This window comes from uncultured Streptococcus sp. (assembly GCF_963525625.1).
GTDB lineage: Bacteria > Bacillota > Bacilli > Lactobacillales > Streptococcaceae > Streptococcus.
This window is the reverse complement of record NZ_CAURLD010000001.1, coordinates 211,958-235,951: the sequence shown is the minus strand read 5'-3', so window position 1 is coordinate 235,951 and position 23,994 is coordinate 211,958. Positions and strand designations below refer to the sequence as shown.

Below are 23,994 nucleotides of genomic sequence, written 5' to 3'. Positions count from 1 at the left end.
ATGTTTTCAATACGTTGAGCATTGCTGCAGATGCAGTAATTTTCCCTTGAGTCATTCTAACTCTCCTTTAAATCTATTTTGATCCTTTAAAAATGTAGCATAGCGCTTCTACTACATCTTTGCGATCAGGTTTCGTTTTGAAAATGAGTTTTTTCTGACATTTCTCATGAAAACGATTTACAAAACGATTACAGTATTAATTTATCACAAAGAGATTCACATATATAAGAATCTGCTCAGAGATGCTCAATCCCTATTACATAGCAGATGCTCTTTTTTGAGAAAATTTCACAAACTATAGTAGAATAGGATATTTTATTATAATTTGCATGCACCTCTAAGACTTGTAGTTGTAGGAAATCAAACAAAAAGCGATACAAAATTCTGTATCACTTTTTATTTCATTTAATCAATTTTCTCAACATTGAGAAGCAGCGAGCTAGTCAAAACAGACAAAGAACTAAGGGCCATAGCAAGACCTGCTAGTTCTGGATTGAGGGTCAATCCCAGTCCTACAAAGACTCCAGCAGCAATTGGAAGCCCAAGGATATTGTAGATAGAGGCCCAGAAGAGATTGAGTAAGATCCTGCGGAAGGTCTTTTGACTCATGTCAAAGGCGCGCACAACGCCAAGTAAATCATTTTGCGTGAGCACGATGCCACCGGACTCGATCGCAATATCCGTTCCAGATCCCATAGCGATCCCCACATCCGCGATCGAGAGAGCTGGAGCATCATTGATCCCATCTCCAACAAAGGCGACCTTGCTAGCTTCTTGCAGTTTTTGGATGGCGCTAGCTTTTTCTTGAGGAAGGACATCAGCAATGACGGTGTCAATTCCCACTTGCTTAGCAATAGCTTGGGCCACCCGTTCATTATCCCCCGTTAACATGACCGTTTTCAAGCCCCGTTCTTTGAGCTTTTTGATCGCTTCTTTTGAGCTGGCCTTCGGAGCATCTTGAATGGCAATCAAGCCAATCACTTGCCCATCCACAGACAAACTAATCACTGTTTTGGCCTGCTCTTGCAACTCTACCATCCGTTTTTCAAGCTCCAGATCCATCGCTGTCCCGTCATGAAGTTTGCCATTTCCCAAGGTCACCAACTGCTGGTCGATCTGACCTTGGACCCCTTTTCCTTCAATCGCTTGGAAGTTTTCCACAGGGAATAACACCAAACCTTTTTCTTCTGCTTGGGATAACACCGCTTGGGCTAGTGGATGTTCTGAAAAAGTTTCAAGACTAGCAGCCAGTGTCAAGACACGCGCTTCATCTCCTACAACATCGGTTACAAGTGGTTGGCCAATGGTAATAGTCCCTGTCTTATCAAACACAACGGTTTGAATCTTTTGCACTTCTTGAAGAACCGTTCCATTTTTAATCAGAACCCCCATCTTGGCACTACGGCCGGTTCCGACCATCAGGGCTGTTGGGGTTGCTAAACCAAGGGCACAAGGACAGGCAATAATGAGGACAGAGACTGCATAGAGCATGGCCTCTTGAAGCGACGCGCCCAGAAGCACGGACCAAACCCAGAAAGTCGCAATGGCCAAAATCGTCACCACTGGAACAAAGATACCTGAAATCTTATCCGTCAAATCTTGAATAGGAGCACGACTGGATTGGGCCATTTTGACAAAGTCCACAATTTGAGATAAGAGGGTCTCACTACCGACTTTTTCAGCCTTAAAGAGAATGGTCCCATTGCTGTTGATAGTGGAGCCGATAACTGCATCACCAACTGATTTTTCCACAGGCAAGCTTTCACCTGTCACCATCGACTCATCAATGGTCGTACTTCCTTCTACAATCGTCCCATCAACCGCAATCTTTTCCCCAGGACGGACCCGAATCAAGTCATCAATTTGGATATCTTCTGCCGCCACCTCGACATAGTTCCCATCACGGAGAACTTGAGCCGTTTTTGCCTGCAAATCCAACAACTTTTCCACAGCCTCGGAGGCATTGTTACGCATCCGTTCTTCAAAGATTTGCCCTAAGAGGATAAAGAAGATGATAAAACCCGCAGCCTCAAAGTATACTGGCTGACCAGTAAAAAGGGCAAATACACTATAGACATAGGCTACCAGGGTTCCAAGAGCTACCAAGGTATCCATATTGGAATGGTGCTTCTTAAATGAGGCCCAGGCACTCTTGATAAAAGGAACTCCTGCTACCAACATGATCGGCGTTGTCGCTAGAAAAGTCCCCCAGCGACTGACTGTATGGGATACAAATCCTGCCATCATCCCGATCATCAAGATCAATAAAGGAAGGGTAAAGATACTAGTAATCCAAAAGCGATCCCGTAAACTTAAGACACGACGGCGTTTTTCCACAACCGTGTAGGAACCCTTTTGCATCTTCATTCCACATGAAAACTCGAAGTCCCCTGTTTCTGTCGGGGTAAAGGATATCACCTTATCCACACCGACTTCCAAAGGCTCTAAAATCCCCTGATCTTCAAACAAAATTTCCTTGTAACAGCCGGAAGGATTGACCCGATGGAAGGTGATTTCAGCAGGGATCCCTTTTTGAAGTTGAAATTCTTTGGGACTATAGCCCTTTTCTGCTGTAATACGGATCTTTTGCACTCCGTTTTCCACAACTGCTTTTTGTTTTTCTACCATACCTACTCCTTTATTCCACAATCATGTGACCATGCATCATGTTCATTCCACATGAATACCCATATTCGCCCGCTTTTTCTGGCGTAATTTCAATGACATGTTTTTCACCTAAAGGCAAATCTTCATGAACGCCAAAATCTGGAAAGATCACTTGAGCCAGACATGAAGATGGATCCTTGCGATTAAAGATGATCCGGGCTGGAACATTCTTTTTCAGGACAATGGTTTCAGGCGAATAGCCCCCCATGACTTCGACTTCAATTTCTTGATAACCTGATTTCTGACGAGCGTGGCCGCTTACCTTTTCATGCTCTGCAAAGAACCACCAAGCAATAAAAGCAACCACAAGTAAACAAACAATACTAATCAACAATCCAAACATGGAATTTCCTTCTTTCTATTACATACAATTGCAAGGGACTGTTTCGACAGCCTCTGCTTTCTTTTCTTCCAGGACCTGCTGCAGCTGATTAAGATCTGCAAGCGTAAAGTCACTCGCCTGAATCAAGTTTTCAAGCACCTGGACAATCCTTTTGGAGCAAACCTTGTCTTTCACATCCTCAACGACCAAGTCTAAACTCTGGTCCTGCTTCAACAAAGCCGAGTAAACAAAGGCTTTGCCTGATTTTTCTCTAGTCAAACATCCTTTCTCCACCAAGCGGGTCAAGAGAGTCTTGACCGTCGACTTCGACCAGTCAAAGCGCTCGGACAAGACGGCGATCAAATCCGTGCTGGTCTGCTTGCCTTCCATCCAGATAATCTTCATGATGCGCCATTCCGCATTGGAAATTTGCATGACCTCTCCTTTCTAAATCTACATTTGTAAATCTTATAATCCTATTTTAGCTCTAAGATTTACATTTGTCAACCAAAAGTTTTAAAAAAAAAATCTTCCTTTGAAGATTTGTCTGGTTGGGCTTTTTTCGCTCCCTATTTTTATCTCTATAACGTCTCCTGCAAAACCTTGGACAGGGCTGCATAGCCAGCAATGGTCAGATGGAGGCCGTCAGTTGTGTAGCCTGGGCGCAGCTGGCCTTCCCCGTTCAGAAAAGCATCGTAGAGATCGATAAATTGGACATTCATGTAGGCGTTAGCCAGCTGGCGATAGGCCTGATTAAGGGCCTGAATCTTTTCATTGCTGCGGACATAGACCGTGCTCTTGTAGGCTGGAGCTTCATTGACCGGCAGGACCGACAGCAACTGGATCTGAGCCAGAGGATAGTCGCGAGAAATCTCCTGAATAATGGCTTCTAAATTCGCCAGCGTTTCTGTCTGAGGCATCTCCTTGCCAATATCATTGGTACCAATCAGGATAAAGACCTTATCCAAAGCCTGCCCAAAGAGATGGGCATCTAGGTTGTCTAAAAGCAAATCAGTCTTATAGCCCCGAATGCCGCGGTTAATCAGGACCTTATCCGTCCGCAATAGTTCCTGGAGCGGATAGTATTCTACGATAGAATCTCCGATAAAGATGATGTCTGGCTCCTTGACGGAGAGTTGATTGAGCTCTCTGTAGTTTTGCTGCAATTTTGCCTGCTCCTTGAGAAGCCATTCTTCTAGTAATTGTACTGCCATTATTCTTTTTCCTCTTCTAGGTATTGCTCAATCACCTGTAGAACACCGGCTTCTGTATTGGCCGGTGCTAGGTAGTCTGCTACCTTTTTGACTCGCTCATCACCATTTTCCATAGCGTAAGAAATACCAGCTAATTCAAGCATTTCTATGTCATTTTCACTATCCCCAAAAGCCATGATTTCCGAGCTTTGAATCTGCCACTTAGCCATCAGCTGCTGCAAGCCCCAAGCCTTGTGCATCCCATCTTGGAGGATGTCAATGGCTCCGTAACCACTGGCAACTGCGCTCAATCGGCCTGCAAAATGCTGATTAATCAGACGAGCATGCTCTGCTGCTGCAGCCTCTTCTACCATCATACTCATTTTCAAGACCTTGTCAAAGGGATAATCCTGAAGGCTTGGCACAAAATTCATCCGCTTATAGAAAAGCTGGGCCATTTCCTTAGTCATGACTTTTTCAATCAAGGGAAACTCTGTACCCTCCTGAACAAAGCCACCTCTTTCGGAGGTCACAACCAGCTGAAGCTCCCTTTCATGACCGGAAAAATAAGCCAGCGCATCCCTAATCAATCCAGGTTCCCAGAAGCTGCTCATGCTTAGCTGGTTCTTTTCAAAAATCCGCGCTCCGTTGGCGACTACCAAGGTCATGCGTTCTACCAAATCTCCCAATAGCAGTCGCATCCGTGGAATTTCATTACCAGTAGCCACCACAAAGCGAATGTCTCTCTTCTCCAGCTCATCTAAAATAGTAGCCAGACGAGGCAAATCCAGCTGTCCCTGTCCATCCAGCAAGGTTCCATCCATGTCTGTCGCTATCATCTTTACAGTCATCTTTTTATCCATTTCTATCTTTATCATCCAATTTGGATTGCCTCTTTTCCAGAAAACCTCTGACTTTTAGACATATTATACTACTTAAAAAAGTAAAAAGAAAGGCAAGAAGAGGCGGTTAAGACGGTCGATTTTACAAAGAGCACTTTTCAATCTTCCAGTTTTATATTATAATCATAGCTATATTCCTGTCGTAAAATTGGAGGTCCTCATGAGCAAAAAAGAAGTCGCATTCCCACGCTACCAGCAGATTGCCGTCGCCATTGCCGAGCGAATTGTTGATGGCAAATATCCCATCGGCAGCAAGATCTATGCCCGCTCTACCCTAGCCAGTAACTTCAATGTCTCCCCTGAGACAGCCCGCAAGGCTATCAATGTGCTGGTAGATCTGGAAATCATGGAAGTCCGTCATGGCAGTGGAGCCTTCATCTCCTCCAAGGAAAAAGCTCAGCAGTTTCTCGAGACCTATAAAGATGTCAACTCTCTGCAGGACCTCAAAAGCAAGCTCCACCAGAGCATCCAACGCCAAGAGGAAGAATTTGCTAACTTTTCCCAGCTGCTTAACCAGCTTCTCAGCCGAACTAAAGATGTCCAGCAGCGCTTCCCTTTCAATCCCTACGAGCTCCAGCTCTCAGCAGACGCCATCAACCTAGGAAAATCTATCAATGAACTCAATATCTGGCACTCGACTGGCGCTACCATTGTCGCAGTCCAGCAGGGAGACCAACTCCTAATCTCGCCTGGTCCTTATACCAAGCTGGAAGCCGGCAATACCATCTATTTTGTTGGCAACGAATTATCAGTCGGTTTGATGCATAATTTATTTTTTAATGAAATTGAAACAAACAAGTGAAACAGCACTTGTTTTTTCTTTGTCAAAAAAACAGAATAGACAGGCGAATCCGCTGTCTGACAAGGTTTTTATGACTTTCAGAAATATTCCAAAAATCCCCACTCCCTTTTTTATAATAGCCGAAAAAGGCCGGTCTGGCGGTCTTTTGGGTTTGACAAAGTGACCACACGATGTTATACTGTGATGGTCTTTTAAGTGACAACTCATCAAAATAAATATGTAGTCACTTGTGTAAAAGGAGAAATACGTTGAATAAACTAGAAGTAAAACATTTGACTAAAATTTTCGGAAAAAGGCAAAAGCAGGCACTAGAAATGGTGCAGCAAGCCAAAAGCAAGACGGAAATTTTAGAAAAAACAGGTGCTACTGTCGGAGTTTACGATGTAAACTTTGAGGTTCAGACCGGAGAAATTTTTGTCATCATGGGACTGTCCGGTAGTGGGAAGTCTACCCTTATCCGCCTGCTCAACCGATTGATTGACCCAACATCAGGCGACATTTACATTGACGGCCAAGATGTGGCCAAGATGAACGAAGAGGAGCTGCGTGACGTTCGCCGCCACAAGCTCAATATGGTCTTCCAAAACTTTGGACTCTTCCCGCATCGGACCATTCTGGAAAATACTGAGTTCGGTCTGGAAGTTCGAGGTGTTGATAAGGAAGAGCGCACGCGCCTAGCTGAACAAGCTCTAGACAATGCCGGTCTCCTGTCCTTCAAGGACCAATACCCCGATCAGCTCTCCGGTGGGATGCAGCAGCGGGTCGGTCTCGCTCGAGCTTTGGCCAACAATCCTGACATTCTGCTCATGGACGAGGCCTTCTCAGCTCTAGATCCCCTTATCCGACGAGAAATGCAGGATGAGTTACTGGATCTGCAGGCAGAGCATGAGCGTACTATTATCTTTATCACCCACGATCTCAATGAGGCCCTGCGTATTGGTGACCGTATTGCTATTATGGCTGACGGTCAGATTATGCAGATTGGCACCGGTGAGGAAATCCTGACCAATCCAGCCAACGACTTCGTTCGAGAGTTCGTTGAAGATGTGGACCGCTCCAAGGTCTTGACTGCCCAGAATATCATGACAACGCCACTGACTACCAACATTGACATCGACGGACCAACCGTGGCTCTCAATCGCATGAAAAAAGAAGAGGTCAGTATGCTGCTGGCTGTGGATAGGAAGCGGCACCTCAAGGGCAGTCTGACTGCCGAAGCCGCCCGCGATGCCCGTAAACAGCATCAAGCACTGGCTGAAGTGATTGATAAGAACGTCCGCAAGGTCACTCAGGAAACCCTGATTACCGATATTTTCCCGCTGATCTACGATTCACCAGCGCCTCTGGCCGTTGTAGATGATAAGGACAAGTTAGTCGGCGTTATTATCAAAGGCCGAGTCATCGAAGCCTTGGCCAATACTACTGAATCTGAAGAATAAGGGAGGTTCGCATTTTGAATATTTTACAACAGCCAATCCCCGTTTCTCAATGGGTTGAGGCCTTTACTAACTGGGTAACTGATACCTTCTCCGGGCTTTTCTCGGTCCTTCAGGCTATCGGAAATGCCATCATGAATGGAATGACAGACACCCTGCTCTTCATTCCACCCCTGCTCTTTATCGCAGTCATCACTATTTTTACCTATTTGATTTCCAAGCGTAAGCTGGGGCTGCCCCTACTCACCTTCCTAGGCCTGCTCTTTGTTTACAACCAAGGCCTCTGGGAAAATCTTATGAACACTGTGACCTTGGTCATCGTCTCCAGTGCCATTTCCATTATCATTGGTATTCCACTGGGGATTTGGATGGCTAAGAGCAATCGTGTCGAAGCAGTTATCAAGCCCTTGCTGGACTTTATGCAGACCATGCCGGCCTTTGTCTACCTGATACCGGCCGTGGCCTTCTTCGGCATCGGTATGGTGCCTGGGGTCTTTGCCTCTGTCATATTTGCCCTGCCACCGACTGTCCGTTTTACCAATCTAGCCATTCGTCAAATTCCGACCGAGCTGATTGAAGCATCAGACTCCTTCGGGGGCACTGGCAAGCAGAAGCTCTTCAAAGTCGAGCTGCCTCTGGCTAAAAATACCATCCTAGCTGGGGTCAATCAGACCATCATGCTGGCTCTGTCTATGGTCGTTACTGCCTCTATGATTGGGGCACCAGGACTGGGCCGCGGCGTTCTCTCTGCCTTGCAGCATGCTGACATTGGTTCCGGTTTTGTCAATGGGGTGTCTCTGGTTATCCTGGCCATTATCATTGACCGCCTGACCCAGAAGCTCAACCAGCCTCTGGCTAAAAAATCGCCGGTCACTGCCAAGGAAAAACGCAAGAAGATTATGCTCTGGTCAGCTCTGGCTGCTGTCATCTTGACAGCCTTTGTCGGAAATCAAGTAACCAAGCTTCAGCAAAGCAAAAAAGAAAAGGTCAACCTTGCCTATGTTGAATGGGACTCCGAAGTTGCCTCAACCAATGTCGTAGCAGAAGCTCTCAAGGAAATGGGCTACGATGTCACCATCACACCGCTGGACAATGCCGTTATGTGGAAGTCTGTTGCTAATGGCGAAGCCGATGCCATGGTTTCTGCCTGGTTGCCGACTACCCATGCTGCTCTTTATGATGAGTACAAGGACAAGCTAGTGGACTTGGGACCAAACCTTGAGGGCGTTAAGACAGGGCTAGTCGTACCAAGTTATATGGATGCTGACTCTATCGAAGATCTGTCAGACCAAGCCAAGAAAACTATCACAGGTATTGAGCCCGGCGCTGGTATCATGACCGCGACTGAGAAGACTATGCAAGAATACAGCAATCTCAGTGGCTGGAATCTTTCTTCTTCCTCAACAGGAGCCATGACCACTGCTCTGGATCAGGCTATTAAGAATAAAGAAGATATCATCGTAACCGGCTGGTCACCTCACTGGATGTTCTCCAAATATGACCTTAAGTACCTCAAGGATCCTAAAGGAACCATGGGTGGTAAGGAAGCTATCCACACTATGACTCGGAAAAATCTAGACAAGGACTTACCAGAAGTCAATAAGGTCCTAGACAACTTCAAATGGACTCAAAAGGACATGGAAGAAGTCATGCTTAAGATTAACGAAGGCAGCTCACCAGAAGCTGCAGCCAAAGAGTGGATCAAAAACCATCAGAAAGAAGTCGAAAGCTGGAAGAAATAAAAGTATATAAAAAAGGATGAATCTTTTGATTCATCCTTTTTTTATAAGGAGCCATTCTATTTTGTTTAAGTCATTCAATCCTGATAGAGATTGTCTCCATTCGTCGCAATGACCTCTTTGTACCAATCAAAAGATTTTTTCTTGTAACGGGCTAGAGTTCCGCTACCGTCATCGTTGCGGTCAACGTAGATAAAGCCGTAACGCTTGCTGAGTTCTGCCGTGCTGGCTGAGACCAGGTCAATACAGCCCCAAGTTGTGTAACCTAGCAGTTCTACGCCATCTTCCAGCGCTTCTCCTACCTGCTGCAAGTGCTGTTTGAGATAATCAATGCGGTAGTCATCTTCAACCGTTGGGCCATTTGGACCATCCACCAAGACATCCTTAGCACCAAGACCATTTTCCACGATGAAGAGAGGCAGCTGATAGCGGTCATAAAAGCTATTTAACACCAAGCGCAGGCCGACTGGGTCAATCTGCCAACCCCATTCTGAGCTAGCCAGATGAGGATTTAGGATGCCACCTAGAAGATTGCCTCGGCCGGAAGAATAATTTTCCGGATCATGAGCCGCAACCACACTCATATAGTAAGAGAAGGAAATGAAGTCTACAGTATTTTCAGCCAAAAGCTCTTTGTCGCCCGGCGCAAACTGAATCTCAATCCCATTCTCCTTGAAGAAACGATTGATATAGGCTGGATATTTTCCACGCGCATGGATATCAGAGAAGAGGTAGTTTTGATTTTCAAATTCCCGAGCTGCCAGCACATCTTCAGGCTTAGGTGTCATAGGATAGGCCGGCATAGCCAGAACCATACAGCCAATCTTAAAATCAGGATTAATCTCATGACCAATCTTCGTTGCCAAGGCAGATGCCACTAGCTCATGATGGACCGCTTGATAGAGGTCCTGCTTGGATAGTTCTTCAGCTGGCGTGGCAATGCCACCGCTCATAAAAGGCGCATGGAGAACAGAGTTGATTTCATTAAAGGTCAGCCAATACTTGACCTTGTCCTTATAGCGGGTAAAAACCGTGCGGACATAACGCTCGTAGAAGCCAATCAAATCACGGTTTGCCCAGCCATTGTATTGACGCGCCAAATGCAGGGGCGTTTCATAGTGAGACAAGGTAATCAGAGGCTCAATGCCATATTTAGCCAGCTCGTCAAAAAGATTGTCATAAAATTGCAAACCAGCTTCATTGGGCTCCAGCTCGTCCCCATTTGGAAAAATCCGAGACCAGGCTATGGAAGTCCGGTAAACCTTGAAACCCATCTCCGCAAAGAGGGCGATGTCCTCCTTGTAACGATGATAGAAATCAATCCCTTCCAGCTTGAGATTATCTGCTGTCGGCTCCTCGGTAATCAAAGGGTTGCAATCACCTGGCGTGGCTGGCACTCCGCCTTTTGGAGTCACATCCTGAACAGACAGGCCTTTTCCATCCATATTATAGGCTCCTTCATACTGGTTGGCTGCAGTTGCACCGCCCCAGAGGAAATTCTGCGGAAATTTACCCATTTGCATTTTCTCGCTTTCGTTTTTTTTATATTTATATTATAATAGTTGTCAAACATATTTTCTAACACAATTATCTTAATAAATTGTACTATTCTATGAAAGAGTGTCCCCATGATTGATTTAGGCCAACTACATAAAAATACCGTTTTCAAAAACCAAGGAACCCCTTATTCTCTGACCCGCACCATCACTGAGAATGGTCATCCAGATATTCTTTTCCACTGGCATACCGATGTTGAACTGATTTATGTCCACGAAGGAAAAGCACAATTTCATATTGACGACGACTACTTTAACAGCGAAAAAGGTGATATTATCCTGATTCGCCCCAATGCCCTACACTCCATCCACCCCATCAACGACGAGCACCATTATATGGACGCCATTAATTTTCATCTGGATCTGATGGGCTACTCTGCCATGGATCAGACCAGCATCAACTACCTGCAGCCCCTCTACAATGGTCAGCTGGACTTGACTCATGTGATCAAGCCCAATGATACAGCCTATGCGGAGATTCGCCAGTGCCTCTTAGCAGCTATGGAAACAGGCTATTTCCGTAAATCTCACTACGAGTTTCAGCTCAAAGCCCAACTCAACCAGCTCTTCTACCTGCTCTTTGAGAACGGCTATGTCATTTCCAAAGACCTATCACCAGAAGGCTACCGCAAGGAAGAAAAAATCCGCTCCATCATTGACTACATCAATGCCCACTACCAAGAAGACCTGAATATTGACCAACTGGCTGGCATTTGTGGCTACAGCTCCACCCATTTCATGAACTTCTTCAAGAAGCATCTGGGTGTTTCCTGCATTGAGTACCTGATCCAATTCCGCCTGCGCAAGGCAGCCGAACTCCTGCAGCACTCTAACCTCTCTGTACTGGAAATCTCCAGCCAAGCAGGCTTTAATAACCTGTCCAACTTCAACCGCCAGTTTAAAAAATACTACCAAATGACACCAAGCCAGTATCGGAAGAAATGAAGCGCTAAAATAGAAAATAAAAAACGAATACCTGCTAACCAAAATATGCTGAGGGTATTCGTTTTTTTATGCTAATTTCACAAGAAGGACAGAAATAATAGTATGTTTTTACATATAAGTCAGCTAAGACCTAAGTGTTTCGATTGTTGTCCTTACGACCTCATCGTTTCTATACTAGCAAGTTCAGCAGGAGATTGAAGAGTCCTAACCAAAAGATAGCTAGCAGCAAATAGCGCCCTTGCTTTTCCTTGAAGAAATTTCTCCGCAAAAACAGGCAGAAAACCAGCAAGACCAAGGAGCAAACTAGCAACAAAAACAAGATAAACATGGGTATAATATACAAAAGCAGCCACAAACCAAATTGCATTTCATTTTCTTTCTAATAAAATAAGTCAAAATAATAGACGAGCTCGAAAGCGGCCAGTTTCATTCATTAACAGTTCTATAATCCTTTTTAATTATAACAAAGTCCTCAACTTTACAACAGCAAAAACCAGATTGGAAAATTCAATCTGGCTAAAAATCATATTCAAGCAATTTATTGCCCCGGCCAATTTAAACCAATATGCGACTTCATTTCCTGATAGGCGGTATCGATCCGTGCTCTGGTTTCTTGGTTCAGTTTGTCTCGATACTTGCCGCCTTCGATAAAGTCGTCCAAAATCCAGGTTTGATAAGTGTATAAAGGAGAGCCGTCTGCTGAAGTATTACCCTTTTCAACTCGGCTGACCCAGCTCGGATGAGCCTGAGCACTTTTTATCTGCGTGCCCTTTGGTGTCTTTTCAATGGTAACATCCATCAGCACTCCGCGCTCGGTCCAATGAGCATTTTCAATCTCCTCCATGGTTTCGATGCGCTGATTGGAAATGAAATTTCCCATAGAATACATAATCAGCTTCTTCTGGCCGTCTTTCTCTAAAATCTCCGCCGGCTGAACCACATGAGGATGGCCCCCAAAGACGATATCTGCTCCCCAGTCAATCATTTTATGGTAGAGGGTCATCTGCTCCTCGGTCGGCTCTAGCTGGTACTCTATCCCCATCTGAGGCATGACGACTGTAATATCTGCTTCCTTTTCTGCCCGCTCAATCTCGGCTCGCATCTTTTCTTCATCCAGATCGGATAGGCGAGCATCATAATCTTCCTGACTGAGAAGCCCCTCCATGCCATTGTAGCCATAGGAGTAAGCCAGCAGTGCAATCTTAATGCCCTTGACTTCTTTTATCAAAATCGGCGCCTGACTGCGGCTTTCATGTGGATAAACACCGATGGGAGTGATTCCCTCTTTTTCAAAAGCCTGAGCTGTAGTAAAAACTCCCTCCAAGCCAGAGTCTAAAATGTGGTTATGAGCCAGGTCCATCACCTGATAGCCGGCATCCTTGATTGCTGGAACTACAGCTTCCGGAGCATTAAAGAGCGGATAGCCATTTAGGGGATAGTCCGGGCGAATCGTGCCTTCAAAGTCCCCTAAGACCAAGTCTCCCTGCCGAAGCCATTCTTTGGCATAGTGGAAATTCTCAGAAAAATCATAAGTTCCATCTTCTTTCTGAGCACTCAGATAGAGGCCGTCGTGATAAAGCAAATCCCCAGTCGCCATGATACGCACCGTCGGATTCTTCGAGGAATCCGTCCGCTGCTCTTTCTTTGCAGGGAAGGAAAAGCTGAAGTCAGGTAAATGCTCTGACAAGAGGATGAGACCAGCTGACAATCCAACAACTGTCAAAAGCACTCCGACAAACTGCCGATTGCTAAGCTGTTTTTGAAAGAACTTAGGACGAGGAAGCGGCAACTTCTTAATCCAATCCCGCCAAGCTTGGTAGGCATCTGTCAGGAGAGTATGCTCTGCAGCAAAACCCGATATCTTTTTCCAAAGTTCCTGAACAAAAGTCTGAATCTTCTCCCAAAGAAATTTTTTATCCATCGCATTTCTCCGCTTTTTCTTGCTTAATAATAGCGCATCAACCTTTACTATATTGTACTATTTTTACTGCCAAAAGAAAAGGAAAGCAAAAAGCAGAAGCTGGGAGAAGCATGCTACAATCTTCAAATTACGGCAATCTCTCCCAATCTCCTGCTTCATTTTCTATTTTTTCAATTCTAAGAGCTGATTGCCGAGCTGAAACTCGACTTTCATTCTTACACAAAACTCCCTACATCAACGGTCAGCACTTGGCCGTTTCGGACAACCTGCTGTCCTGCAATGTAGACATCCTGAACATCGCTGCCTTTGACTGCGTACACTAGGTGCGACAGCATATTTTCCAAAGGATAAAGATGAAGTCGTCCCTTAGGCTGAATGACAATGAAATCGGCTTGTTTGCCCACTTCCAGACTACCGATTTTCTTCTCCAAGCCCAGAACATTTGCTCCCTCAATAGTCAAAGCTTTCAAGGCCTGCTCAATCGTAAACTGAGTCGCATCGCCTGCCCTCATCTTCTGAAGGAGGGCAGCTGTCCGCCCCTCTTCAAACATATCCAGATTATTATTGGAAGCGACAGAGTCCGTCGCTAAGCCAACGGTCACCCCAGCGGATAATAAGTCCGTCACTGGAGCTACACCAGAAGCCAACTTGAGGTTGCTGATAGGATTGTGGGCGATGCTGACTGGTGAAGCCGCTAAATCCGAAATCTCTGACGGATTCAGCTCAACCCCGTGAGCAAAAATTGCTGGCTGCTCCAAGTAGCCCAAGCCTTTTAAGAAAGCCAGAGGCCGTTTACCATAGCGCCCCAGAATGATTTTATTTTCTTCCTGGGTCTCTGCCACATGGATATGAAGCTTCAAATCCAGCTCACGCGCTAGCTCAAGACTGCCCTTGAGCAGATCTTCGTCACAGGCATAAGGTGAATGAGGCGCCACCATAACCTGAAAATATTCATCATTATAGGAGAGAATTTTCTCAATAATGGTCCGAGTACGTGCCAGAGTCTCTTCTGCTGTTTCCGACCCTGAGCTAAAGAGTGTTGGTGAGAAATAGCAGCGCATACCAGACTGCCGCACAGTCTGATAAATTCGGTCAATCTCCACTCCCTGAGGATTATACATGTCGTTAAAAGTCGTTGTTCCTGACTGCAGCATTTCAGCTAGAGCTAGCTGGACAGCCTGGGTCGTTAGATCCGCTGTGAATTGACTTTCTGCTGGCCAGATATAGTCCTCCAGCCATTCATGCAGATTGCTGTCATCACGAATCCCGCGCAGCAAGGTCATGGCCGAGTGAGTATGACAGTTGACCAGCCCTGGCATGATCCAAGCCCCTTCATAATCCACTAGCTCGCTGCATTGTTCCAGCCAAGTCTCATCATATGTGCCGCAGTAGGCAATACGGTCGCCCTCAATCACTAGCAGCCCGTCCCGGTAAACATGAAATGCGCTGTCACAGGTCACCAGATTGACATTTGTATAAGCTTTCATCCGCCATATCCTCACTTTCCCGACACTTGGTTTCAAGAGATTTTAGCTATTATAACAAGCCTAATCTAATTGTGCAAGCCTTTTTATAAAATTATGGCATAAAAAAGGGGCCCCAGCTGAGGCCCTAGTTGTCAATCATTATCTATGACTAATCTTCCGTGTCAGGAAATCCCCAACAAACTGAATAAAGAAGATGAGCAGCAAAATAAGAATGGTCGCAAGAATAGTCACATCATGGTTGAAACGCTGATAACCATAAGTCAGGGCAACATTTCCCAGTCCACCAGCTCCAATCGCTCCGGCCATAGCAGTCTCACCAACCAGAGAGATGAGCGTAACTGTCGTCACACGAATCAAATCCGGCAGACCTTCCCGCAAGTAAACACCAACAATGTCCCAGAAGGTTGCTCCACTAGCCTGCGCTGCTTCAATGACTCCTCGGTCTAGTTCGGATAAGACCACCTGAACCTGACGGGCAAAGAAAGGAAAGACAGCCAGCGAGAGAGGCACCAAGGCCGCAGTCGGTCCAATCCCAGTTCCCACAATAATCCGAGTAAAAGGATTGATGAGGGCTAGGAGAATGATGAAAGGAATCGCCCGGAAGATAGAGGTAACCTTATCTAGGACGAAAAAGACAAGTCTATTTTCCAAAATACCTCTCGGCCCTGTCAAGACGAGTAAGAGACCAGCGATAAAGCCTAGAATCCCTCCGATAAAGAAAGGAATGATAGTCATATATAGAGTCAGGTAAATAGCTGTTCCCCAGCCAGCCTGCCCAGACCAGCCCATTCTATAAACATTGGGCATAAATTGTTGAATCAGCTGTAGCATTAGTTACTCCTTTCTTTCAGAACATGCAGCTCTACTCCTGCTTCGCGCAGACTTTCCTGCACCGCCGCCAGTTGCTTGGTCTCTCCAGATAAGATAACGACCATTTCTCCGACTGGTACATGGTCTAAAATCTCAATATTAGCGTGAAGAATATTGGCCGATATGTGATACTGCTTGTAAATGTCGTTTATAATGGCTGTGTCTGTTACCACACCAGAGTATTTCAGGTGGGCCAGAATGGAATTTTCTGGCAGGTTTTGCACAATCTTTTGCTGGTTGATTTTGATCATAGCCTCATTGATACCGGTTGCGGTCGTAATGAAGTCTTGGGTCAGCTCATTCTTGGGATTAGAGAAAATATCCAGAACTGAGCCTTCCTCAATCAGCCGGCCATTTTGCATAACTGCTACACGGTTAGCAATGTCCTTGACAATCTGCATTTCGTGGGTAATGAGGACAATAGTCAGACCCAATTTTTGATTCAAATCCTGCAATAGAGCCAGAATCTGCTTGGTGGTCTTAGGATCCAGAGCAGATGTGGACTCGTCCGAGATTAGGATTTTGGGATCATTGGCCAAGGCCCGTGCAATGGCTACCCGCTGCTTCTGACCACCAGACAGCTGAGCAGGATAATTATCCGCCCGATCCGCTAAGCCTACCAAGTCCAAAAGCGTATGAACTTTTTTCTCTTTTTCAGCAGCTGATAAAGGAGAGTGCTTGAGCGCAAAGGCAACATTTTCCTTGGCCGTCATCTGTGCCATGAGGTTAAAATGCTGGAAAATCATCCCAATATCCTTACGCTTTTGGCGCAACTGAGCTGCAGTAAGCTGAACCTGATGATAATCATAGAAAACCGTATCATCCACCGTAATCTTACCAGCAGACGGCACCTGCAGCAAGTTAATGACACGGACCAGAGTAGATTTCCCGGCACCAGAATAGCCTACAATTCCATAAATATCTCCCTGATTAATATGAATGGTCACATCTTCTACGGCCTTAATGTCTTGCTTTTTTTGATTAAAAACGACATCAATGTGATCCAATTTGATAATTTCTTTGCCCATAATTTCCGATTCACTCCTTGATTTGTCCAATATGTGATGTATCTCTGTAGCCTTTTAGTTTGATTTTCGTCTGTAGCTCGACTAGGGAAATGTAAAATCATAAGCTACAATCTATACCGACCTAGCTCAAAGCTAGATAATGATCAAACTAAATGACCATAATAGCAGATAAAGGGCTGGAGAAGCTAATCTCCGCCCTTCTTAATCATTTCATTTATTCAATACAATGACCTTCTGCAACTTAAAAATTACCAAACTGGTTGATCCATACCATCTGATGATTCTTCGATAACTTTTTTCACTTCATCAGTGTGGTAAGCCTTGATAATTTTTTCAATCGCGTCAGCCTTGTCTGATTTCTTCCAATCTGGTTTCGCTGCAATCAGGTTATACCATTGTTTTGAGTTTTCATTGGCTTCTTCTTTGAAGAGAGCCTTCTTGTAGTCAATGCCTGCTTCGCGGACGAAAGTATTATTGACAACCGCAGCATCTGCTGAAGTCAGAGAAGCTGGTGTTTGAGAAGCATCCAACTCAGAAATTGTCAGATTCTTCTTGTTTTCTTTGATGTTGGCAACAGTCGCAAGCTCGTTTCCTTTAACATCAAGCTTGATCAAGCCAGCTGATTCAAGAAGATAAAGAGCGCGGCTCTCATTTGTCGCATCATTTGGAACGGCAATTGTACCATTTTCTGGGATGTCTTTCACATCTGTATATTTATTTTTGCCGTCCTTTGTGCCAGAGTAGAGACGAATAGGTGCGATATAAGTATCCGCAACAGACACAAGGTCTACTCCCTTCTCTTTATTCCAGTTCTCAAGGAAGTTGTAATGTTGGAAAGCATTGATATCGACATCACCGTCAAGCAAGGCCTGGTTCGGCTGAGAGTAGTCTGTAAATTGTGTATACTCTAATTTAACGCCTGCATTTTCTTTGTCAAGAATCTCTTGAACCTTGTTCCAGCGCGCTTCTTCTGTATCACTCAGGCTCATCACTCCAACCTTGACGGTTACAGGTCCGTCTGCTGATTTGCTCTCCTTACTAGAAGAGCCTCCGCAAGCTGCCAAACCCAAGGTTGCAAGGCCGACTAAGCCGACTGAAAAGATTTTTTTCAAATTCATCATTTATTCTCCTTTAATGGATAAAATTCTAAATCTTCTATTTTATAAGATTACTTCTCATTTTACCATGTTCAAGGAGACTTGGCTTATATAAATAATTTATCGTCGTGATAAAAAATTTATATGACTGATTGAAGCAATTGAGTTGATTTTATGCCCTTTTACTGCATGAAGGTCAGCAGATAGCCATATCCTTCTGCCTCCATTTTTTCTTTTGGAATAAATCGCAGAGCTGCTGAGTTGATGCAGTAGCGAAGACCACCTGCTGCTTCTGGGCCGTCAGTAAAAACATGGCCCAGATGGGCATTGCCAGAACGGCTGCGCACTTCGATACGCTCCATGCCGTGACTCTTGTCTTCATAGTATTTTAGAACATCTCTGGCAATAGGTCGGCTAAAGCTAGGCCAGCCGCAACCAGACTCAAACTTGTCTCCGGCAAAAAAGAGGGGCTCTCCAGTCGTCACATCGACATAAATTCCTTCTTCAAAAGTGGCATTGTAGGCATTATGGAAAGGACGCTCTGTCGCACTGTTCTGGGTCACCTGGTACTGCTCTTCCGTCAGCTGCTCTTTTAGTTCCGCATCTGTAGGCTTCTCGTATTGGCCAGGATCAACCAAGGGCTGATAGGCATCATTGACATTGATATGACAGTAGCCACCAGGATTTTTCTTGAGATAATCCTGATGATAGTCCTCAGCTAGGACATAGTGGCGCAAAGGCTCTAGCTCAACAGCAATCTTTCGGCCCAGCTGCTTTTCCTGCTCAGCAAAGACCTGCTCAATGACCGCCTTATCGGCTTGATTGGTATAGTAAACGCCCGTCCGATATTGACGGCCAACATCATTGCCCTGCTTATTGACTGACAGAGGATCAATGATTCGGAAATAATAGAGCAGGATTTCCCGCAGACTGACCCGCTCTTCATCATAGATTAGATGAACCGTCTCTGCATGGTCCGTCTGGTGAATCAGCTGGTAGTTAGTTGATTCCACCTGTCCATTGGCGTATCCCACTGTCGTTTCCTTAACCCCCTCAATGCGGGAAAAGTACTCTTCCAATCCCCAGAAGCATCCTCCTGCTAAATAAATTTCTGACATAAAAACACCTCATTTCTTTGCGTCTATTTTCTCATAAAAGGAGTCGAAATTATAGCAATTTGATTAGAACTTTCTTCAAATTGATATGAAAAAGCTGGGTCTTAATGACCATTAACCCAGCCATGTTCTTTATTTCAAATCACAACAACTCTTGCATTAAATCTTTTTAGAAATAGAAGATTACCCCTCAATATACTTCAATTTTCCTCGAAAATCTTCCAGACTTTCATAGCCTTTTTCTTCCATAATAGCCTTGAGTTCTGTGGTAATGCGCTCGAAAGCTGCTACTCCTTCTTTATGAAGGGTTGTTCCTACTTGCACCATACTGGCACCACAGAGGATATGCTCAAAGGCATCACGCCCCGTCAGAACACCACCTGTTCCGATGATTTGGATTTCTGGTTTAAGGCGTTGGTAAAAGGCATGGACATTAGCTAGAGCGGTCGGCTTGATGTACTGGCCTCCGATACCTCCAAAACCGTTTTTCGGACGAATGACCACTGACTCATCTTCTATATAAAGGCCGTTTCCGATAGAGTTTACGCAATTGACAAACTTGAGCGGATATTTGTTAAAAATCGCAGCAGCCTGATCAAAATGCACGATATCAAAATAAGGAGGCAGCTTGATACCCAACGGCTTGGTAAAATAAGCAAAAACCTCTGACAAAATCTTTTCCGTCGTTTCAAAGTCATAGGCAATCTGCGGCTTGCCAGGGACATTGGGGCAGGAGAGATTGAGCTCAGTAATGCCTTTAAAGTCACTTGCCTGCACTTTCTGAAGAATGGTGTGGGTTTCTTCTGGCGACATACCGACCAAAGAGAGGAAGAAAGTCCGATTTGGTTCGCTTTTCTGGAGTTCCAGCAGATAGTCAAGATAGTAGTCTAAACCATTGTTGGGCAGGCCCATGGAGTTGATAGACCCCAGCGGAACATCCTGATAGCGCGGTTCTGGGTTTCCCTGACGAAATTCCAGCGTCGCTGTCTTGGTCACAAATGTTCCCGCAGCAGAATCTTTGACTTCTGCCAGTTCCTCTTTTGTCATGCAGGCAACCCCAGCTGCATTCATCAGGCAGTTGTCAAATGCAAAACCAGCAATCTGTGTAGATGTCGAAACCATAGTAAAACGCTCCTTTTTCTTCTGAAGGCGAGTGCCTTTAGCTCATTTCCTCTATTATATCACCAAAACCCGCTTTTTCGTTTTTTAAACCAGCAATTCCTGACTAACGTTCGGAAAACATCCAGTTCGATCATCTATTTTCTGGAATATTTCAGAAAATAAATTGTGGAAATTTTTAGAAAATTCAACTTTTTTCTTTACAAGAGAAAAAATGTCTGCTATAATGTTCCGTGTAATAAAATATGACATCTAAAAGATGTCTGTTTTAAAAATTTAAACACATCCTCGTCACACAAGCTGCAAGCAGCTTTTGACAGGATGGTTTACTATTTTATTTAAAGGAGAATGACAGATGACAACTGCTAAAGAATATATCCAAAGCACTTTCGAGACCGTAAAAGCCCGCAACGGACACGAGGCAGAATTCCTCCAAGCTGTTGAAGAGTTTCTCAATACTCTGGAGCCCGTTTTCGAAAAACACCCAGAATACATTGAAGAAAACATCCTAGCGCGTATTACTGAGCCTGAGCGCGTTATCAGCTTCCGTGTTCCTTGGGTAGACCGCGAAGGTAACGTACAAGTCAACCGCGGTTACCGTGTACAATTTAACTCAGCAGTTGGCCCTTATAAAGGCGGACTTCGTTTCCACCCAACTGTAAACCAAGGTATCTTGAAATTCCTTGGATTTGAGCAAATCTTTAAAAACGTATTGACAGGCCTTCCAATCGGCGGTGGTAAAGGTGGATCTGACTTTGATCCAAAAGGCAAGACAGATGCTGAAGTGATGCGCTTCTGCCAAAGCTTCATGACTGAATTGCAAAAACACATCGGACCATCACTTGACGTACCTGCTGGTGATATCGGTGTTGGTGGACGTGAAATTGGTTACCTTTACGGACAATACAAACGTCTTAACCAATTTGATGCTGGTGTCTTGACTGGTAAACCTCTTGGATTTGGTGGTAGCTTGATTCGTCCAGAAGCAACTGGTTACGGTTTGGTTTACTACACTGAAGAAATGCTCAAAACTAACGGCAACAGCTTTGCTGGTAAGAAAGTTGTTATTTCAGGTTCTGGTAACGTAGCTCAGTACGCTCTTCAAAAAGCAACTGAACTTGGTGCAACTGTTATCTCTGTTTCTGACTCAAATGGTTATGTCATCGATGAAAATGGTATCGACTTCGATCTTTTGGTTGATGTTAAAGAAAAACGTCGCGCTCGTTTGACTGAGTATGCAGCTGAGAAAGCAACTGCTACTTATCATGAAGGTTCTGTATGGACTTACGCTGGAAACTATGACATCGCTCTTCCATGTGCGACTCAAAACGAAATCAACGGTGAAGCAGCTAAACGTTTGGTTGCTCAAGGCGTTATCTGTGTATCTGAAGGTGCCAACATGCCAAGCGACCTTGATGCCATCAAAGTTTACAAAGAAAATGGTATCTTCTACGGACCTGCCAAAGCTGCCAACGCTGGTGGTGTAGCCGTTTCAGCCCTTGAAATGAGCCAAAATAGCCTTCGCCTCTCATGGACTCGTGAAGAAGTTGATGGACGTCTCAAAGACATCATGACAAACATCTTCAACACAGCTAAAACAACTTCAGAAACATACGGTCTTGATAAAGACTACCTTGCAGGAGCTAACATTGCTGCCTTTGAAAATGTAGCAAACGCTATGATTGCACAAGGTATTGTTTAATTAGTCGATACATCCTATCGGAGGACAAATGATGAACTTACGGCCAATGGAAGTGAGAGACAATCCAGCTGTAGCGCAGCTCATTCGAGCCAGCCTAGAAGAATTCGGGCTTGACAAACCAGGAACTGTCTACTTTGATTCTCATCTAGATCATTTGGCCGACTACTATCAACATCAAGAGAAGGCAGCTTACTTTGTTCTGGAAGATGAAGGTCATCTCGTTGGCTGCGGTGGTTTTGCACCTGTGTCTGATAAAATTGCTGAATTACAAAAACTGTATGTCACTAAAAACAGTCGTGGCAAAGGTTATTCCAGTCGGCTGATAAAGCAGATATTCCAAGAAGCCCGCCTAGCAGGTTATGAACAGCTTTATCTAGAAACCACTACTGAACTGGCTACGGCCGTGGCCGTCTATCAACACTATGGTTTTACATCACTGCAACAACCACTTTCTAATGCTGCCGGACACCCAGCTATGAATATTTGGATGATAAAATCCCTCTTACCAGATGAATAGATGTCTGTATACTCTGGCTGTCTCAAGAATATCATGACCAACATCCTCAACACAGCTAAAACTACCGCTGAAACTTACGGACTTAGCAAAGACTATCTGGCTGGTGCTAATATCGCTGCCTTCGAAAACGTAGCCAAAGCTATGATTGCTCAAGGTATTGTTTAAGCACTATCAAACTAGAATTAATCCGACTGCTTATCAAAGCAGCCGGATTTTTATATATCTAATTTTTCAAAAAATTTGCCTGCAGACTGCTTTTCTTTTAGCTTCTCAAGCAGCTCAGTCTCCAGAAAAGGACTTAGTTCGTCAAAATCTTGGTAAACCTTAAAAACAGTCTCTTTGTCTAATTGGCCATAAGCTAGTTCATAATAATCCTTCTTATGATGCCAGTTCTGGTCATAGTTGACATCTGTCCGTTGATAGTAAACAATGTTTTGCTTCGGAGTCAGGTAAAGCTTCTGCGTCAGAATGCTTTTCTGATCTTTGGACAGCTTACTACGGCTGAAAATTTTGACACCTTGAAAAATCTTGCGCTCATGGATACCTTGATTTGTAACTTTCAATTCGACTCTTTTATAGTGCATATAGTCACCTCCAGAAATTACCTATATTATATCAGGTCCTGGCAGATTTTCAAGCAAAAATGTGTCATTGCCAAAAGTCTTTCGTCGCCTCTAAAATCTCTTCTGTCGGTGTTACTGTCGCTTCAATAATGCTCTTGCCAGTCTTTTTCAGATAGGCTTGTATCAGATGATAGCCATAAGCATAGCCCGCAGCATAAGGCATACCGACTGGTATTTGACCCTGTATCTCTGCAATTTCATCACCGTATAGATAAGGAGCCATTTCCGCCATCCCCGTTAGCTGAAGCTGACTGGAGATGATGGGCTTAATCTTTTCTAACTGCTCGGAACTAGTTAAAGTGACCCAAGGTCCGATGAGCTCTTTGCCATAGAGCTCAGCTGCAAAAGACTCTGCCAATCCTTCACTAACTACCCAGTCTGCTAATGTCGTCTGCTGGTTCCATTTGATAAATTGGAAGCGGACATTATGGTTGCACTCGTGAGCCAACGCAGCCTGCACACGTGGCAAAGTATAGTCATTCGGTAGCAGACTAAGCATGAGGTAGCCTGGAATTCCACCATCTCCGCTGTAACCTTTATTGAGCTGTAACATGGGCTTTTCTGGATTGCCCAACAAAATAGTGAAATGATAATCCTCAACCTCTAAATCATAGCCATCCTGCTCAAAAAGACCGATACTCCTCTTGATGGTATCTTGACAATTTTGCCAGAGTTGATCAGAGCTCAGAGCATCAATAGCCGGTCTATCATTTTCTGACAGAGTTGCGGGCAACAGATTCATAAAGCCAAGCAGGAACAAGGCATCAAATCCTCCGGGATACTTCGCTTTCAGAGGAATATGTTGAGTTTGGTATTTCGTTGCAAAAGGTGCTAAAATCTTAGCCCGAAAACAACCTTCTCTCTTTTCTAAAGGCAGCTCGAGCATCTCTTGATAAACTTTATCTGAACGAATCATATTGATTTGCATGGTAATCTCCTTTTCTAATTTTCAC

Annotated in this window: 22 protein-coding genes and 1 pseudogene; 7 read left to right on the top strand and 16 right to left on the bottom strand. The window is 44.6% G+C overall.

Annotated features, from left to right (window positions below):
- Nucleotides 1–405: 405 nt before the first annotated feature.
- From RYK49_RS01115 to RYK49_RS01095, 5 genes are all read right to left on the bottom strand, one after another.
- Nucleotides 406–2,628, bottom strand: a complete 2,223-nt coding sequence (locus RYK49_RS01115; RefSeq protein WP_032910626.1) for a heavy metal translocating P-type ATPase — start codon at nt 2,626–2,628, stop codon at nt 406–408.
- Between the two features lie 10 nt (nt 2,629–2,638).
- Nucleotides 2,639–3,010, bottom strand: a complete 372-nt coding sequence (locus RYK49_RS01110) for a cupredoxin domain-containing protein (protein WP_002901455.1) — start codon at nt 3,008–3,010, stop codon at nt 2,639–2,641.
- Nucleotides 3,011–3,028: 18 nt separating this feature from the next.
- Nucleotides 3,029–3,424 (bottom strand): CopY/TcrY family copper transport repressor, encoded by a 396-nt coding sequence (locus tag RYK49_RS01105; protein WP_002901456.1) that lies wholly within the window; start codon nt 3,422–3,424, stop codon nt 3,029–3,031.
- Between the two features lie 146 nt (nt 3,425–3,570).
- Complete coding sequence (locus RYK49_RS01100; protein WP_004188740.1) at nt 3,571–4,203, bottom strand: SGNH/GDSL hydrolase family protein; 633 nt, start codon at nt 4,201–4,203, stop codon at nt 3,571–3,573.
- Entirely contained in the window at nt 4,203–5,060 is an 858-nt protein-coding gene (locus tag RYK49_RS01095; RefSeq protein WP_002901458.1) for a Cof-type HAD-IIB family hydrolase, read from the bottom strand. Before RYK49_RS01095 ends, RYK49_RS01100 begins: the two co-directional genes overlap by 1 nt.
- A gap of 184 nt (nt 5,061–5,244) precedes the next feature.
- On the opposite strand from RYK49_RS01095, the gene RYK49_RS01090 reads away from it, so the two are divergent.
- The 3 genes from RYK49_RS01090 to RYK49_RS01080 all read left to right on the top strand — a co-directional run bounded on the left by RYK49_RS01090 (nt 5,245) and on the right by RYK49_RS01080 (nt 9,064).
- Nucleotides 5,245–5,886 carry a GntR family transcriptional regulator gene (locus tag RYK49_RS01090; RefSeq protein ID WP_002896558.1) on the top strand — a complete coding sequence of 214 codons (642 nt, stop codon included), beginning with the start codon at nt 5,245–5,247 and terminating at the stop codon, nt 5,884–5,886.
- Between the two features lie 248 nt (nt 5,887–6,134).
- A complete protein-coding gene (locus RYK49_RS01085) occupies nt 6,135–7,325 on the top strand; it encodes a glycine betaine/L-proline ABC transporter ATP-binding protein (protein WP_002898349.1) in 1,191 nt (396 codons plus the stop codon).
- 14 nt (nt 7,326–7,339) lie between these two features.
- Nucleotides 7,340–9,064 (top strand): ABC transporter permease/substrate binding protein, encoded by a 1,725-nt coding sequence (locus RYK49_RS01080; protein ID WP_314831438.1) that lies wholly within the window; start codon nt 7,340–7,342, stop codon nt 9,062–9,064.
- 74 nt (nt 9,065–9,138) lie between these two features.
- On the opposite strand, the gene RYK49_RS01075 is transcribed toward RYK49_RS01080, so the two are convergent.
- The gene (locus RYK49_RS01075; RefSeq protein ID WP_314831437.1) at nt 9,139–10,584 is read right to left on the bottom strand and encodes a glycoside hydrolase family 1 protein; all 1,446 of its coding nucleotides are present in this window, start codon (nt 10,582–10,584) and stop codon (nt 9,139–9,141) included.
- A 105-nt stretch (nt 10,585–10,689) separates the two neighbouring features.
- Here RYK49_RS01075 and RYK49_RS01070 point away from each other — a divergent pair, with 105 nt between their 5' ends.
- A complete protein-coding gene (locus RYK49_RS01070; protein ID WP_314831436.1) occupies nt 10,690–11,562 on the top strand; it encodes an AraC family transcriptional regulator in 873 nt (290 codons plus the stop codon).
- A 152-nt stretch (nt 11,563–11,714) separates the two neighbouring features.
- Here RYK49_RS01070 and RYK49_RS01065 read toward each other — a convergent pair whose 3' ends face one another.
- The 8 genes from RYK49_RS01065 to RYK49_RS01030 all read right to left on the bottom strand — a co-directional run bounded on the left by RYK49_RS01065 (nt 11,715) and on the right by RYK49_RS01030 (nt 20,202).
- Nucleotides 11,715–11,915 carry a RhtB family transporter gene (locus tag RYK49_RS01065; RefSeq protein ID WP_314831435.1) on the bottom strand — a complete coding sequence of 67 codons (201 nt, stop codon included), beginning with the start codon at nt 11,913–11,915 and terminating at the stop codon, nt 11,715–11,717.
- Nucleotides 11,916–12,100: 185 nt separating this feature from the next.
- Entirely contained in the window at nt 12,101–13,483 is a 1,383-nt protein-coding gene (locus RYK49_RS01060; protein WP_314831434.1) for a CapA family protein, read from the bottom strand.
- Nucleotides 13,484–13,698: 215 nt separating this feature from the next.
- A complete protein-coding gene (locus RYK49_RS01055; RefSeq protein WP_314831433.1) occupies nt 13,699–14,970 on the bottom strand; it encodes a TRZ/ATZ family protein in 1,272 nt (423 codons plus the stop codon).
- 138 nt (nt 14,971–15,108) lie between these two features.
- A complete protein-coding gene (locus RYK49_RS01050; protein WP_002898357.1) occupies nt 15,109–15,801 on the bottom strand; it encodes a methionine ABC transporter permease in 693 nt (230 codons plus the stop codon).
- Nucleotides 15,801–16,868, bottom strand: coding sequence for a methionine ABC transporter ATP-binding protein (locus tag RYK49_RS01045; protein WP_149566024.1), 1,068 nt, complete (start codon nt 16,866–16,868; stop codon nt 15,801–15,803). Before RYK49_RS01045 ends, RYK49_RS01050 begins: the two co-directional genes overlap by 1 nt.
- A gap of 248 nt (nt 16,869–17,116) precedes the next feature.
- A complete protein-coding gene (locus RYK49_RS01040) occupies nt 17,117–17,989 on the bottom strand; it encodes a MetQ/NlpA family ABC transporter substrate-binding protein (RefSeq protein WP_314864628.1) in 873 nt (290 codons plus the stop codon).
- A 158-nt stretch (nt 17,990–18,147) separates the two neighbouring features.
- The gene (msrB, locus tag RYK49_RS01035; RefSeq protein WP_314864627.1) at nt 18,148–19,083 is read right to left on the bottom strand and encodes a peptide-methionine (R)-S-oxide reductase MsrB; all 936 of its coding nucleotides are present in this window, start codon (nt 19,081–19,083) and stop codon (nt 18,148–18,150) included.
- A 180-nt stretch (nt 19,084–19,263) separates the two neighbouring features.
- On the bottom strand, nt 19,264–20,202 hold the full coding sequence (locus RYK49_RS01030) for a dihydroorotate oxidase (RefSeq protein WP_314864625.1): 939 nt from the start codon (nt 20,200–20,202) through the stop codon (nt 19,264–19,266).
- Between the two features lie 352 nt (nt 20,203–20,554).
- Here RYK49_RS01030 and gdhA point away from each other — a divergent pair, with 352 nt between their 5' ends.
- From gdhA to RYK49_RS01015, 3 genes and pseudogenes are all read left to right on the top strand, one after another.
- Complete coding sequence (gene gdhA / locus RYK49_RS01025) at nt 20,555–21,901, top strand: NADP-specific glutamate dehydrogenase (protein WP_314864623.1); 1,347 nt, start codon at nt 20,555–20,557, stop codon at nt 21,899–21,901.
- A 31-nt stretch (nt 21,902–21,932) separates the two neighbouring features.
- Nucleotides 21,933–22,418 (top strand): GNAT family N-acetyltransferase, encoded by a 486-nt coding sequence (locus tag RYK49_RS01020; RefSeq protein ID WP_314864635.1) that lies wholly within the window; start codon nt 21,933–21,935, stop codon nt 22,416–22,418.
- A gap of 15 nt (nt 22,419–22,433) precedes the next feature.
- Nucleotides 22,434–22,583: pseudogene (locus tag RYK49_RS01015) on the top strand (NADP oxidoreductase); the annotation flags it as partial.
- 50 nt (nt 22,584–22,633) lie between these two features.
- On the opposite strand, the gene RYK49_RS01010 reads toward RYK49_RS01015, so the two are convergent.
- Nucleotides 22,634–23,002, bottom strand: coding sequence for an EXLDI protein (locus RYK49_RS01010; protein ID WP_314864621.1), 369 nt, complete (start codon nt 23,000–23,002; stop codon nt 22,634–22,636).
- A 64-nt stretch (nt 23,003–23,066) separates the two neighbouring features.
- On the bottom strand, nt 23,067–23,969 hold the full coding sequence (locus tag RYK49_RS01005; protein ID WP_314864619.1) for a DUF2268 domain-containing protein: 903 nt from the start codon (nt 23,967–23,969) through the stop codon (nt 23,067–23,069).
- Nucleotides 23,970–23,994: the final 25 nt, after the last annotated feature.